The 14363-nt window shown below is 57.6% G+C and carries 15 protein-coding genes; 11 read left to right on the top strand and 4 right to left on the bottom strand.

The features are described from left to right. The 5 genes from VFN25_RS03110 to VFN25_RS03090 form a co-directional block, all read left to right on the top strand. On the top strand, nt 1-312 hold a 312-nt coding region (locus tag VFN25_RS03110; protein ID WP_325138709.1), incomplete at its 5' end, for a cytochrome c1. Nucleotides 313-524: 212 nt separating this feature from the next. Continuing rightward, nucleotides 525-1148, top strand: coding sequence for a glutathione S-transferase N-terminal domain-containing protein (locus VFN25_RS03105; RefSeq protein WP_325138707.1), 624 nt, complete (start codon nt 525-527; stop codon nt 1146-1148). Between the two features lie 24 nt (nt 1149-1172). Continuing rightward, nucleotides 1173-1565 carry a ClpXP protease specificity-enhancing factor gene (locus VFN25_RS03100; RefSeq protein WP_325138705.1) on the top strand — a complete coding sequence of 131 codons (393 nt, stop codon included), beginning with the start codon at nt 1173-1175 and terminating at the stop codon, nt 1563-1565. Nucleotides 1566-1820: 255 nt separating this feature from the next. Then, nucleotides 1821-4241: a bifunctional serine/threonine-protein kinase/formylglycine-generating enzyme family protein gene (locus tag VFN25_RS03095; RefSeq protein WP_325138703.1), complete on the top strand. Its 2421-nt coding sequence runs from the start codon at nt 1821-1823 to the stop codon at nt 4239-4241. A 31-nt stretch (nt 4242-4272) separates the two neighbouring features. Next, a complete protein-coding gene (locus VFN25_RS03090; RefSeq protein ID WP_325138701.1) occupies nt 4273-5079 on the top strand; it encodes an FHA domain-containing protein in 807 nt (268 codons plus the stop codon). Between the two features lie 29 nt (nt 5080-5108). On the opposite strand, the gene nadC is transcribed toward VFN25_RS03090, so the two are convergent. The 3 genes from nadC to VFN25_RS03075 all read right to left on the bottom strand — a co-directional run bounded on the left by nadC (nt 5109) and on the right by VFN25_RS03075 (nt 9035). Beyond that, on the bottom strand, nt 5109-6014 hold the full coding sequence (gene nadC / locus VFN25_RS03085; RefSeq protein WP_325138699.1) for a carboxylating nicotinate-nucleotide diphosphorylase: 906 nt from the start codon (nt 6012-6014) through the stop codon (nt 5109-5111). A gap of 177 nt (nt 6015-6191) precedes the next feature. After that, nucleotides 6192-8642: a DUF1631 domain-containing protein gene (locus VFN25_RS03080; RefSeq protein ID WP_325138697.1), complete on the bottom strand. Its 2451-nt coding sequence runs from the start codon at nt 8640-8642 to the stop codon at nt 6192-6194. Nucleotides 8643-8768: 126 nt separating this feature from the next. Further along, nucleotides 8769-9035 carry a Trm112 family protein gene (locus VFN25_RS03075; protein ID WP_325138695.1) on the bottom strand — a complete coding sequence of 89 codons (267 nt, stop codon included), beginning with the start codon at nt 9033-9035 and terminating at the stop codon, nt 8769-8771. Between the two features lie 86 nt (nt 9036-9121). On the opposite strand from VFN25_RS03075, the gene purE reads away from it, so the two are divergent. Further along, a complete protein-coding gene (purE, locus tag VFN25_RS03070; RefSeq protein ID WP_325138693.1) occupies nt 9122-9628 on the top strand; it encodes a 5-(carboxyamino)imidazole ribonucleotide mutase in 507 nt (168 codons plus the stop codon). Further along, nucleotides 9628-10764: a 5-(carboxyamino)imidazole ribonucleotide synthase gene (locus VFN25_RS03065; RefSeq protein WP_325138711.1), complete on the top strand. Its 1137-nt coding sequence runs from the start codon at nt 9628-9630 to the stop codon at nt 10762-10764. Before purE ends, VFN25_RS03065 begins: the two co-directional genes overlap by 1 nt. A gap of 265 nt (nt 10765-11029) precedes the next feature. Here VFN25_RS03065 and VFN25_RS03060 read toward each other — a convergent pair whose 3' ends face one another. Further along, nucleotides 11030-11608 (bottom strand): superoxide dismutase, encoded by a 579-nt coding sequence (locus VFN25_RS03060; protein ID WP_325138691.1) that lies wholly within the window; start codon nt 11606-11608, stop codon nt 11030-11032. 361 nt (nt 11609-11969) lie between these two features. Between VFN25_RS03060 and grxD the strand changes: the two genes are divergently transcribed. The 4 genes from grxD to VFN25_RS03040 all read left to right on the top strand — a co-directional run. Next, nucleotides 11970-12287 (top strand): Grx4 family monothiol glutaredoxin, encoded by a 318-nt coding sequence (gene grxD, locus VFN25_RS03055; RefSeq protein WP_325138689.1) that lies wholly within the window; start codon nt 11970-11972, stop codon nt 12285-12287. Beyond that, on the top strand, nt 12287-13057 hold the full coding sequence (locus VFN25_RS03050) for an SDR family NAD(P)-dependent oxidoreductase (protein WP_325138687.1): 771 nt from the start codon (nt 12287-12289) through the stop codon (nt 13055-13057). The genes grxD and VFN25_RS03050 overlap by 1 nt, the downstream gene beginning before the upstream one ends. A gap of 12 nt (nt 13058-13069) precedes the next feature. Further along, complete coding sequence (locus VFN25_RS03045) at nt 13070-13663, top strand: YhgN family NAAT transporter (protein WP_325138685.1); 594 nt, start codon at nt 13070-13072, stop codon at nt 13661-13663. A gap of 337 nt (nt 13664-14000) precedes the next feature. Further along, nucleotides 14001-14363: carboxypeptidase-like regulatory domain-containing protein (locus VFN25_RS03040; protein ID WP_325138683.1), on the top strand; the 363-nt coding region annotated here is incomplete at its 3' end.

Below are 14363 nucleotides of genomic sequence, written 5' to 3'. Positions count from 1 at the left end.
AACACGGTGTTCCCCAATGCATCGATGCCGAATCCGTTCTGGGAGTTGCAGGGCATCCAGACGGCGAAGTTCAAGCCGGGCGAAGACGGTGAGGATCCCGTGTTTGAGGAATTCGAGATGCATACGCCCGGCACGTTGACCCCCGAACAGTTCAATGATGTCGCCCGTGATGTTGCCAATTTCCTTCAGTACACCGCTGAACCGGCAGCGATGCAGCGCAAATCAATCGGGATCTGGGTGTTGTTGTTCCTCGGCGTGTTCACACTGTTGGCCTACTTCCTCAAGCAGGAATACTGGAAAGACGTGCACTGACGACGCGTCTGGCGAAGGTTTTCTGCTCCGGATGCAGGCCTGCACTTGTCCTTCAAGATCAATCACTTGGGCTGTCATATTGATGGCCTAAGTGCGTTGATCTATGCGCTTTCGTTGCAGCGTAGTAGAGTGCTGACGAAAGAGGGCGGCCGGGATTCCCCCGGTTTTCGCGGATCTTCGGGTGATCAACCCGATAGGGGAGGTGTTCCGACATGGCCTTGAGTCAGCGTTCGCGGGCGGTACTGACTTTGTTTTCTGCGCGCGATTGCGTGCATTGCCATCGAATCCGATTGCTGCTGTCAGCAAAAGGAGTCAGCTACGATCATGTCGTTGTCGATCTGGACGATCCGCCTGAAGATTTGATCGAGCTCAACCCATACAACTCGGTACCGACTCTGGTCGACCGTGATCTGGTCCTCTATGACACCAGCGTCATTTCCGAATATCTTGACGAACGCTATCCGCATCCACCCTTGATGCCGGTTGATCCACTTTCGCGAGCGCGACTGCGGCTTGCCATGGTGCGCCTTGAGAACGACTGGTTAACCCTGGTTGATCAAATCGAAGAAGGTGGCAAACCTGCCGAAGCGGCGCGCAAGGCGCTCAAGGATGACTTGACCAGCAACGCACCTGCGTTTCAGGCCTCAAAATTCTTCCTGAGCCCCGAGTTCAGTCTGGCGGATTGCGCGTTTGCGCCATTGATCTGGCGCTTTGAATCGCTCGGAATCCAGTTGCCGAAGGACGCTCAATCGATTATCGATTACGGCGAACGAATTTTTCATAGCCAGACGTTTGCGCGCAGCATGACGCCTGAAGAACGTGCCCTGCGCGCTTGAGGAGATCGGGTGTCGGAAGCAGAAATGACCTCAAACCGGCCGTACTTGTTGCGTGCCATTCATGAGTGGATTATCGACAACGACCTGACGCCCTATTTGCTGGTCAAGGCTGATGCTCCGGGGGTGCGTGTACCGCAAAGCGCGGTCAAGGATAATCGTGTGGTGCTTAGCGTGAGCTCGCGCGCAGTTGCTCGCCTGGAGATCGGCATGGATGCGGTCAGTTTCATGGCGCGCTTCAGTGGCGTCAGTCATGCAATCGAGGTGCCCATGTCTGCCGTGCTCGCCATTTACGCTCAGGAGAACGGGCAAGGCATGATGTTTCCCGAGGAAGATGCGCCGCCATCAACTCCGTCGCCACCACAGACGCCCACACCAGAACCAAAACCTGGTCGGCCGAGGCTCCATGTTGTCAAATAGAAGTGATCGGTCTCTTGCAGGTTGTCTCCCTTCTGGCGGATTTTTGCGTCCACTGAGATCTGGCGTGCATGAAAGCCCCTTTGCAGGGTCAACATCGAATCGGGATCGGCGCGGGACGATGAGCAAATCAGGCTCCACGAAGGTTTCAGGCGAAACTCGGCAGTTCGCGGCGGGGATTCAAGATAGATTCTGACGATTCACGGACAATCGTCCGCAATTCGTTACAATTCTCGTCAGATGGTTGGGGGAGCAGACGTGACGGCGATTGATATTCCGGGGTATGTGATCAGACGTGAAGTCGGTGTCGGCGGCATGGCCAGCGTCCATCTGGCCTTGCAGACGTCGCTTGATCGTGATGTCGCGCTCAAGGTCATGGCCCCGGCGTTGGCGTCAGACCCCACGTTCTCCAAGCGCTTCCTGCAGGAAGCGCGAATGCTTGCCTCGCTGGCGCACCCGAATATCGTCCAGGTCTACGATGTCGGGGTTACCCAATCCCAACTCAACTATTTCTCCATGCAGTATCTGCCGGGCGGAGACTTTGCCCAGCGTGTCCGCCTGGGTTTGAGTGAGAAGGAGCTGATCAGGGTTCTTGAGGGAATTGCCAATGCGCTCGGCTATGCACATCACCGGGGTTATGTGCATCGTGATGTCGCGCCAGGCAATATTCTTTTTGATGCCAACGACACGCCACTGCTGACAGATTTCGGCATTGCCCGCGCATTTTCTCAGGCGGCAAGAATCACCAGCGCCGGTATTTCAGTTGGAACCAGTCACTACATGAGTCCCGAGCAGGCGCGCGGCAGTGATGTCGATGCGCGTTCGGATCTCTATGGCCTCGGTGTTCTGGTCTGGTTTGGATTGACTGGAAAGCCGCCGTATGAAGGCGCGGATGGTTTCGCCGTCTCCTATGCGCATGTCTTCGAACCCATTCCGCGGTTGCCCGCCGCGCAGGCCCACTGGCAGGATCTTGTCGACAAGGCCCTGGCCAAGGATCCGGCAGAACGCTTCCAGAATGCCGAGGAATTTATAGCCGCGCTCGGAACGATCCAGCCGTCCGGCGCCGCATCGACGTTATCCGCTCATGAAGCGCCGACTCGCGTGATCAAGCGGGAATCGCTGGATGACGCTATGCAATCCAGCGAGGCGCCAACGCGGATTGGCGCTGCGATGATGGCCGAGACAGCGCCTTCACCTTCAGAGTCGGAAGCTCCCGCTGATTCCGGCAATCAGCGCGCCTGGTTGCCATGGGCGTTGGCCGGCGCAGGTGTGCTGCTGATCGGATCGGTCGGGTTTGCCTTGCTTGCTGGAAACAAGAATCCACCTTCAGTGCAAGGAGTCGAGCAATCGAGTTCTTCCACGGTGACAACGATCGCGACCGCGACTCCTTCAATCCAGTCTGTCGACGCAGCGGATGCCGAGAGTCCTGTTGCGGCGAATCCGCAGCTTCCAAGCGACGAGCTTTTTTCGGATCCCGGGTTGTTGGAACTTGACCTTTCGACCGTACCGACCGTTGTTGACCCGGTCGCGGAACTCGTGCGCCGGGCTCGTATCGACCTGGCCGGAATGCGTCTGACCAACCCGCCGCGCATGAATGCATTCGAGCGCTTCAGCCTGGCCTTGAAGATCAATTCCTCGTCGCGGGCAGCCAGACAAGGCATCGTGGATACGGCAAAGGCCTATCTCGACCTCGCGGAGAAATCCTTTGCTGCTGGCAACCTTGAAGAATTTGCCGGCTATCTCGACAAGGCCGAGGAGGTTGCCGAATCGATTGATGAAGGGACTGAGACCGTCGCTGAAGCAAAGAAGCGACGAAATCAGGAAATTGATCGCTGGCTGAAAGAGGGGCGTGCGGCGACGACGGCCATGGATGTCGAAGCGGCCAACGCAGCATTCGAAAAGGCACTGTTGCTTGATCCTGACAACAAGTCGGCCCGTGAAGGTTTGGCCAAATCCGCTCGAATCGGAAAGCCCGGTTATGTATTTCACGACAAGATCGATGGCCGAAACGGCCCTGAGCTGGTGGTGACCGGCGCGACACTGGCTTTCGCGCGCCATGAAACAACGCGAGGGGAGTATTCGATCTGGTGGCGTGCCGCCGGTCAGCGTGAATTTGGCAACAATAATCTGGCTTGTCGTGATCGCGAGTCCTTTTTCCGCTCATCGCGCAAGCGTGACTGGAAGTCACCTGATATCAAGCAGAGTGACAATCACCCAGTCGTTTGCGTGCGTTTCGCCGAGGCTCAGGCCTATGCCAAATGGATCTCTGCGAAAACCTCAAAACGCTACAGGTTGCCTACGCCTGCGGAATGGGAGGAGGTCGCGCGCAAGGCGCCGACGGCAACCTGCAAGAACGCAAATCTGGCTGATGCAGCCTATCGCAAGGAATTCGGATCACGTACCGGATCGGACTGCGATGATGGTCACGCGGCGACCGCGCCGGTCGGTAGCTACGGATCGGTTGCCGGAGTATTTGATATTGATGGCAATGTGCGCGAATGGGTCGCTGCCTGTGGCAAGAGCGCGCCCTTGACTGCTGATTGTCGAGATCATGGCTTGCGTGGCCGTGGTTGGGTTTCGGCGGCAGACAAGGAGAGTGTGCTGGAACAAGACAGCTATTCCGAGGATGTTTCCTTGAACAGCCTTGGCTTTCGCCTGGTTCGTGAATTGGACAAATGATCCGGCGCACAGACGCTCGGAGGGAGATGGGATGAAGTTGATATTTCCGAATGGGGAGCATGCAACCGTCGAGTTGAATGACGGAATCACGCTGATTGGATCAGGCAGCGATTGCCAGGTCGTTCTGGTTGCACCGGGAGTTGCGGTCAATCATTGCGAAATCGAGATGAAAGATGGCAAGGCCAGCGTGAAAATTCACGACCAAAGCGTCGCAACGGTGCTCAACGGACGTCAGATTACCGAAGAGAGCCGACTCAAAGCTGGCGATTTGCTGCTCTTCGGTCGTATCGGTTGCCGTGTCGTGACCCCCGAGAAAAATGCGGCGATTGCTGAAGCGCAAGCGGCTCCGCCTGCCGAAGTTGATGGACAGACCCGCGTCCGCATGGCGTTGCCGAAGTTCATGTTGCGTGGTGTGTCCGGAACGACGTTCGGGCGAAACTTCGCCCTTGTCGGCACGATGACAATCGGGCGACAGAGCGACTGTGGTATTCCGATACAAGCCGAAGAAATATCACGGCAACACGCGCGGCTTCAGGTGACATCAGAAGGCGTCATGGTTGAGGATCTCGGCTCGGCCAACGGCACCTGGATCAACGACAAACGAGTTCATACGGGCATGTTGTCACCCGGTGACGAGCTGCGCCTCGATACCGTGCGCTTTCTGCTTGTTGCGCCGGGCACGCATGTGCCGGCGACGCCGGCACCATCGCCGGCAGTCAATGTGGCATCGACTTCCGCGCGCAACAGTTCAAGTTCCGCCATCATCTGGGTGATAGCTGCCATCGTGGTTGTCGGCGTGATTGCCGTGGGCGCACTCAAGTTTCTGGGCAAGATCTGATTATCGCAACGCGTTCTTGAATGTCCCGATCAGGGATGCCGGCTATCGCCAGCGAGGACCACTCGCATCGACAGGTCAATGGCGCGGACATGCTTGGTCAATGCGCCAATCGATATGTAGTCGACACCGGTTTCCGCGATCGCACGGACGCGATCGAGGCCGACACCACCGGACACTTCCAGAGCTGTTCGCCCGTCGGTTTCGGTAACCGCCTGGGCGAGCTCTTCAAGCTCGAATTCGTCGAGCATGATGCGATCAACGCCAGCTGCCAGCGCTTCGCGCAATTCGCTGAATGTTTCGACCTCGACTTCGACAAGGATCGATGGGTGCAATGAGCGTGCCTTGCCCACAGCGGAACTCAGCGAGCCTGCCGCGGCGATATGGTTTTCCTTGATCAGGATTGCATCATACAAGCCCATTCGATGATTCATCCCGCCACCGATACGAACGGCGTATTTCTGCGCGTGACGCAATCCCGGCAAGGTCTTTCGGGTGTCGAGGATGCGTGTTCGTGTATGCCGAATCGCGTTGACGTAGGTGGCTGTCGTTGTCGCCGTGGCCGAAAGCGTCTGCAGGAAATTGAGTGCGCTGCGCTCGGCACTGACGATGGCTCGCATCGGGCCGCTCACGGTACACAGCACCTGGCCCGCCGAAGCGTGCGCACCTTCGCTGACAAGCCAGTCCAGTTTGACGCGGCCGTCCAGTTGCTGAAAGCAGGCATTGACCCAGGCCTGACCACATATGATTGCCGACTCGCGGGTCAGGATACGTGCTTCGCCAATCTGCTCGGCGGGTAGAAGATCAGCGGTGACATCTCCGCTACCGAGATCCTCGGCCAGTGCTCCAAGCACATTGTTGTGAATCAGTTCGGGGTCAATCGCGGCGACCGCCAAACGTGGTGCCGGATCGGGGTGAGGAACGAATGCATCAGACATGTGCCGGGACTCTGGTTGGGTTCGCCGCAAGTATCGCAAATCAAGTCAACGGGAAGTTCGCCAGCGGTTGCAGGTTGAGGGTCTGGTCAAATTGGGTGATGGGGCATGCGACCTTGGCCGACGCTGCGCTGGGTGATCAGGAGGTTGGTAAAACACAGGGACGGACGCTGTCGATGCTCAGGTTTCTGGCGATGCGACCGGGGGTGCTGGAGGTGCAGGAGGCACAGCAGGCACCGTTTCCGAGATTTCGGGTGCGTGATTCTGGCGCAGTCGTTCGACGATGGCGTCGAGTGCGCGATCGAACAGGGGGACTTCCTCAAGCAGGACAGCGGTGCCACGCCGCAATTCCACGGAGAGCGCTGCAACCGTCTTGTCGCAAACCTTGAGGCCGCGTCGATTGACGAAAAGGTACTTGGAACTTATCGGACTGATCCAGGAGAGCTTTGCGCGTTCATGATTGCCGTTTTCATCGATGAACTCGATCCAGTTGCCAACCTTCATTTCCTGTGCAGCTATGACAAATTCATCGGCGCTATCGATTTCCTCAGGCTCTTCCGGTTCGATGCTGCCCGAGGACATCACGATCTCTTCAACCGGACTCTGGTTCGCGGGCGGCGAGTCAATCCTCGATTCTCCTTCCGGATCTGCATCGCCGGTTTCGTGCGAAATATTCTCGGCGATGACTTCCTTGGCCGACTTGAGCTCGAATGATTCTCCGTTGATCAAGCCCTGATAGAAAGTCGACAGTTCCTGCATCAGGGTTCGGACATCACCTTCGTGGTAAGCCACCGTGCCGAGGCCGTGCTTCAGCGCTTTTTCCAGTTGCGGCAAGAGGGCTTTCAGGCGAGTCTTTTCGGCGTCGGTGCTCTTTGGCAGCGAACTCCAGACAAACTCGTCGGCGAATCGAAGCGCGTTCTTCCATTCCGCCGATTCCTTGCCATGTCGCAAGTCGGTCAGGACCAGGTAATTTGCCCAGGGCCGGGACAGGACGTTGTGGACGACTGGTGCAAGCTCTCGATTTCCGATTCGACCCAAAATCTCGCGCGCCGCATCCCGACGTGCGGTGTGCAGTTTCTCGCGACCCCGGGAAACCTCGGCAGCGCGTTGTTCGGCCAGTTCCGAGCGACGTTTGTGCTGATGCAGGAATTGTTCGAAGCCGGCCAGTTCGTGCTCGATGACCGCGAGATCATCATCAAAGTCACTGAGGATGGTTTCGACAACCGACTTGATGCGATCGTGCAATTTGTTGTCGACATCCGAGTCCGCCGACCAGCTCTTTCCGGCATCGGCCATGGCATCAAGCAAGCGCCGTGCGGGGTGGGTTTTTTGCGCGAACAGGTGTTTGTCGAGAATGGCAATCTTCAGGTACGGAATCTGCAGACGCCCGATCAGTGCCTGAATCTGCGGAGGCAGGTTTCGGTCCTGCAGGATGAACTCGAACAACATGCCGACCAGATCAATGGTGTCTTCATCGGCGCTTGAAACGCTGTAGTCACTGGTAGTCGAGCCACCCAGCCGCTGGGCCTGTTCGAGCATCTCCTGCTTGATTTGCTGAACGGCCTTGGCGGCATCGGCGACACTCTCAGCATTGGCCTGATTTGACTGACTTTGGCTCTGCAGTATCGTCAATGCACTCAGCAGATCGGTTGGGCTGAGGTTCGGAACCATGCCGCCGCCGGAGCCCTGATAGCTGCCGCCACCATCATCGCCATCGGAATGGTGCGGTCGGCGACTGGCCAGCAGGCTGCGCAAGGTTGAATAGAGCTCCGCCTGCAACTCCGATGCAACGTCATCATAGGCGCCACCTGAATAGTCGCCTTCGCCAGGATGGCCATGGTCGCCACCGTCCTGTTGCGCGTTCCCTCCGGGTTTGCGTGGCGAATAGGCTCCACCGCCTCGATTGCGCACGGACGCTGGCAGTTGGGGACGAATCTGTGGCAAGACGCCGGCCTTGATCAGCTCGGCGTTGACCTCTTCGTATAGCGGCTCAAGGCCGGACATGACGTAACGATCGAACAGTTTGTAGATGATCAGCTTGACCTGGACATTGAGGTCAAAGTCACGCACAGCCACACGAAACGCATGGCAAAGCGGAGCGGGGCCAATCGGATTGCTGGCATCTTCAACGGCATTGCCGCCGCTGATTACCGAGAGTCGCTGATTGACCAGGTGCAGGTTGCGCGAAAGGCGGTTCTCCGCTTTGGCCACCATGCTTGAGATGGCCAATGAATCTTCCAGTTCCTGATCGTCGACGAGACTCAAGCCGGTGTTGGAAGGATTGACCACCTCCGAGCGGACTGGCTTGAGCTTGCCTTCGGCGAAATCACTGAAGATTTGTGAGAGTTGTTCCTGAAAGACACGTTCGACTAGCTGTCGCTTCTTGCGTACCTCGCGCATGCCATCGAAAAACTGGACCTGGACGGCATTGCTTTCGGCGCGCTCGGCAAGATGAAACAGGGCGTCGTCGACATTTTCGAAAAGCGTGCTGACGAGGCCGTTGACGCGTTTGAGAGCAATTCCTCGAACGAGCTTTAGCAACTCGCCGAGGCGATCGTTCGAACCCGCTGCGCCAGCCTGGCGCTGCTTGAGTTCAACGATCTTGCCCGGTTTGTCTTCAGCGCTGGACATGTAACCTCAATGCGGGGTGGCAGATACCTTTCGATTGGTACCTGCATAGCTTGCATCAGACCGGCGTTGGCTTCATGTGCAATAGGCCATGCGAGTGTGACGTACCTCACAATTCCGGAGAAGTATCTACTCAGGAAAGCCGACAATCTGATGTGTGTTGATGCCTTCGTCGATCAGCATCACTGGAATACCGTCGTCAATCCGATAGATGGTCTTGCCATCCCGGGTAATCAAGGCCTCGGCCAGGGGAGTTGCAACAGATGTTCCGGCGACGCTGTTCACGTTGCCAAGCGCAATCGAGCGATTCAGCGCCGCGATTTCGTCCTGACGTGCCAGTCGCATGGCCATCTTGGTCGACGGGCAGCAAAGAATTTCAAGTAAGTGCTTGTCCATGCTTGTTCCTGTTGGTGTGCCAGACAGGCTGTCAGGAGACTGTCGGGTCAATATGCGTACAATAACGATTTTGCGTTGCCGCAGCCATGAAAGACCACGCTGAATCCCCACGTATTGGTGTCGTAATGGGATCCCGATCTGATTGGGAGACGATGCGCCACGCCGTCGAAATCCTTGATCGCCTGCTGATTGCAAATGAAGTGCAGGTGGTTTCGGCGCACCGCACGCCAGACCTGATGTTTTCCTATGCCGAAAAAGCGGCGTCGCGAGGGCTGGCTGCAATCATCGCTGGTGCCGGCGGTGCGGCGCATTTGCCCGGGATGCTGGCCGCGAAAACGCGACTTCCCGTGCTCGGCATCCCGGTTCAGTCGCAGGCATTGAATGGCATGGATTCGCTACTCTCCATCGCGCAGATGCCAGCCGGAATTCCGGTTGCCACCTTTGCCATCGGGCGTGCCGGTGCGATCAACGCAAGTCTTTTTGCAGCCGCCATGCTTGCCGTGACCGACCCGGAACTTGCTGCGCGGCTTGAAGCCTTCCGTAGTGAGCAGACCGAAAGCGTGCTCGCACATTCTGATCCAAGACAGGAGTAATCGTGGCAACCATCGGCATTCTCGGGGGCGGACAACTCGCCCGCATGCTTGCAATTGCGGGTGCCCCGCTTGGGCATAAATTTCTGGTTGTCGACAATGCGGAGGATGCCTGCGCAGGCCAGGTCGCGCCGCTATTGCAGGCGGACTGGCGCGATTTTGGTCCCTTGCAGGGATTCGCTGACCAGATTGATGTCGCCACCTTCGATTTCGAGAACGTCCCGGCCGAGACCGCAGAGTGGCTTACCACGCATACGCGCGTCTTCCCCAATCCCGCGGCTTTGTCCGTGTCCCAGGATCGTCTGCTTGAAAAGACGCTGTTCGCAGAGATCGGCCTGGAGACTCCGGAGTTCTCGGCCGTAGACAGCATCCAGGACTTGCGCCAGGCGGTCGACAAAGTGTCCTTGCCAGCGGTCCTGAAAACGCGTCGGCTCGGCTATGACGGCAAGGGACAATTCATCTTGCGCCAGCATTCAGACATCGATGCGGCATGGGAGAAGCTCGGCGGCGTGCCTCTGATTCTCGAAGCTTTTGTCAACTTTGAAAGTGAAATTTCGGTAGTTGCCGTACGCTCGAGAAGTGGCGAGTTTCGACATTATCCACTGACTCGAAATTGGCACCAGAATGCCGTTCTGTCTGCAAGCCTGGCTCCGATCGTTGTCGACGAAGAGATTCAGCGACGCGCCGTCGCACGCGCACGTGCGCTTGCCGAACGCCTCGACTATGTCGGAGTTTTCGCATTGGAACTTTTTGTTTGCGACGGCCAGCTACTGGGCAACGAGATGGCGCCACGCGTGCACAATTCCGGACACTGGACCATCGAAGGAACTGCTTGCAGCCAGTTTGAAAATCATGTGCGTGCCGTTCTCGGCCTGCCCCTGGGCGATACCCAGGCGCTCGGCCACAGCGTCATGTTGAACTGGATCGGAGAACTGCCCGATGCAACCCCGATTCTGGCGGAAGCTCGCGGGCATTGGCACGACTACGGCAAAGCTGCGCGCCCGGGACGCAAAATCGGCCATGCCACCCTGTGTGCCGACAGCGCGGAGGAGTTGATCGAACGACTGCAACGGGTAGGCCGTGCACTTGATCGCGAAGCACAAGTGCAGCCGGTAATTGATGTGCTGATGAATCGGTGAGTTGTGAAGCAGGGAGTGGGGAGTGGGAAATGGGAGGACCAGGAGCCGCTCCCCACACGAACCTGTAGCGGGACACTCTCATGCAATCGAAGTGCTTCGGAAACTTCCGTTCATGGTTCGACAGGCTCACCACGAACAGAAGGTGTGTGGGCCTTCCGATACCGGGATTGGCGTTCCCTGCTAACCGCAAACTGCCAACTGCTTACAATCAGAAACGGGGGAGTCGCTTTCCTACTGCCAACTCCCCATTCCCAACTCCCGGCTCTCAGCTCATCTGGCTCTCGACGAACTTCCAGTTGACGAGATTCCAGAATGCTTCCAGATATTTCGGACGCGCGTTGCGGTAGTCGATGTAGTAGGCGTGTTCCCAGACATCGCAAGTCAGCAGGGCGCGATCGCTGCCGGTCAACGGGGTGGCTGCATTCGAGGTGCTGACAAGAGCGAGATCGCCATCGGCACGCTGCACCAGCCAGCCCCAGCCGGAACCGAATGTGCCGGTTGCCGTTTTGGTGAACTCTTCCTTGAACTTGGCGAAGCTTCCGAAGGATTTCTTGATCGCGTCAGCGAGACGACCGTCCGGTTCGCCGCCGGCATTTGGTGCCAGGCAGTTCCAGTAGAAGGTGTGGTTCCAGACCTGCGCGGCGTTGTTGAACACGCCGCCAGTTGCTTTCTTGATGATTGCTTCGAGTTCCATGTTCTCGAACTCGGTGCCTTCAATCTGCTTGTTGAGGTTGGTTACGTAGGCCTGGTGATGCTTGCCGTAGTGGAAATCGATGGTCTCGGCGGAAATGTGGGGAGCGAGCGCATCTTTGGCCCAGGGAAGAGCGGGAAGTTCGATAGCCATTGGAAACTCCTTAGCCGTACGGCAGGTGGGTTGAGGGACAGGGGCAAAATCAGGTTTGGCAAAAAACACACGATAGCCACTCAGGATATGAAGCTATGTCGGAGCAAATCAACCAGTGACGCTCCAGACTGATAAAATAGGGGACTGGCCAGTCAGGGTAAGGCTGTCAGCCCGCAGGACTTGACTCGGCTGGGTTGTGAATCCGCCTGAACGGCCCAGATGACCGCCGGTTCCTGACCCCTGGCACCACAATGGGCCTGCAACTTGGCGAAAATCTGATTTCACTCAAGCAAATTTCAGCCGCAACCGGCTAGGGCCGACAAGCTGCCAGGGCAGGGCTCAAACTTTCCTCAGGATCAGCATGGATATTTTCGATCGCATCAGAACCACCGTTGAATCAGCTCCAATCGTACTCTTCATGAAGGGGACTCCCGAGTATCCGATGTGCGGATTTTCGAGTCGTGTGGTCAAGGCTTTGCAAAGTGTTGAAGCACCGTTTGCCGCGATCAACGTACTTGAAGATCCTGAAGTGCGTGCGAACTTGCCGCGTTACTCGAATTGGCCGACGTTTCCGCAATTGTTCATTGCCGGAGAATTGATCGGTGGCTGCGATATTGTGCTGGAACTGTGCGACAGCGGTGAGCTGCAGCGCATCGTCGGCGACGTGCAGAAATCGTGATGACGATGTTGCCGATTGTCCAGACCGACGTGCAGCCGCTCAGTGAAAGCTCTCTGACCGGGCGGGTTGTGCTGATCACCGGCGCGCTCGGTGGCCTCGGTCGTGCCACTGCGCTCGCTTGTGCGAAAGCGGGAGCGACTGTCGTCCTTGCCGGGCGCAAGGTGCGCCCTCTTGAAGCGCTCTATGATGAGCTGGAGGCGCTCGGTGCGGCCAGGCCCGCGATCTATCCGATCGATCTCGAAGGTGCTTCGCCGGATGATTACGCCAATATGGCCGAGGCAATTCGGCTGCAATGCGGACATCTCGACGGTATTGTCCACGCGGCTGTCCTGTTTGATGGGCTTCGCCCACTCGATCAGTTCAAGCCGAACGACTGGATGCGCATACAGCACGTCGCAGTCAACGCCCCGTTCCTGCTGACCCAGGCTTGCCTGCCGCTGCTGCGCCAACGCGACGATGCGGCCGTGGTTTTCGTGGCCGAGGATCCGCAGCGTATCGGCAAGGCGTTCTGGGGCAGCTACGGAGTCGCCAAGGCGGCACTCGCGGCGTTTGCATCGATCTTGCACGAAGAAACCGAAAACGGATCTGTGCGGACACACGCCTTGTTGCCGCCACCGATGCGCACGGCGCTGCGCCGAATGGCCTATTTCGGCGAAGACACGCTTGTGCGCGAAACGCCAGACCGAGCCGCAGAGGCGCTGGTCTGGTTGCTTGGTCCGGACGCCGTGGCGCTGCGCGGGCGAACCCTTGATATCCGATCAACCGACTGAGGACGGATTCCAATGAGCACCTTGTCCGCTGGCATCCTGCTGTTCCTGATCATGGATCCGCTCGGCAACATTCCGCTGTTTCTGAGCCTGTTGAAGAATGTTGTCCCCGAGCGTCGTCGTCTGGTATTGATCCGGGAGCTGCTGATTGCGCTTGTCGTATTGTTCTTTTTTCTGTTCAGCGGCAAATACATCCTCAGTGCGCTGCAGTTGAAAGCCGAGTCGGTCAGTATCGCCGGCGGCATTGTCTTGTTCCTTATCGGCATCCGCATGATTTTCCCCTCGCGCGATGGCATTTTCGGCGGTGATCTGGATACCGAACCATTCATCGTGCCGATGGCGATTCCTGCCGTCGCCGGACCTTCGACAATGGCGGCGGTCATGCTGCTGGCCAACGGCAACCCGGGCCGAACCGTGGATTGGAGCATCGCCTTGTTTCTGGCCTGGCTCGCCACTTCAGTGATCCTGGTGTCTTCCACCTATCTGTATCGCTGGCTCGGTGCCAGCGTGTTGCTGGCGGTCGAGCGATTGATGGGCATGTTGCTGGTGGCCTTGTCCGTGCAGATGTTCCTCGATGGTGCGGTTGCCTACGTGCGGCTGGCTTCCTGATTGATGCCTTGCTTCAGGTAGCTCGGGCAAGCCTATGATTTTACGGCCTATCTGATACCCGACGGCAGGTATCGCTTCCGCGATCGTCTGCACAGACGAGACGAGGCTTATGGCCGAGCGCAAAATCAAGAGCCGATTTTGTTAGAAATCTGTCATGAAGCCGGGTTAAACTAGGGTTAATTTCCCGCCGGCCTGCAGCACCCGCCACAGAGCCGGCTGAAATCGATTCAAGCATGTAGGTGTTCCAGGGGTTTCCGAAGCGACACGGCCAATGAGCTCGTGCGACTCGGTTGATTTGGCCTGATTCCTGTTTCAAATTCTTTAGAGGAAGCTAGTAATGAACAAGCGTTTGACGATGCGGTTGTTGCCGCTGATGCTTTCTTCGCTGTTTGCCATGTCCGGCGCATATGCGCAAAGCACATCGGCAAGCCTCGGCGGCACGGTAACCGACTCGCAAGGTTCGCCGGCCACAGGCGCGGAAGTCACCATCATTCACAGTACCTCGGGTACCGTCAGTCATGTCACGACTGATGCCGCTGGCCGCTATTCCGCGCGCGGCTTGCGCGTCGGCGGTCCGTACACGATCACGATCACCAAGGATGGACAGACCGAGACGCGCGAAAACGTCTATCTGCAGATTGGTGACGCCAACACGGTCAGCGCCAGTCTTATCCCTTCCGAGAGCCTTGATACGATCGTT

Source organism: Dokdonella sp. (assembly GCF_035703485.1).
Lineage (GTDB): Bacteria > Pseudomonadota > Gammaproteobacteria > Xanthomonadales > Rhodanobacteraceae > Dokdonella.
This window is presented reverse-complemented; position numbering and strand designations above follow the sequence as displayed.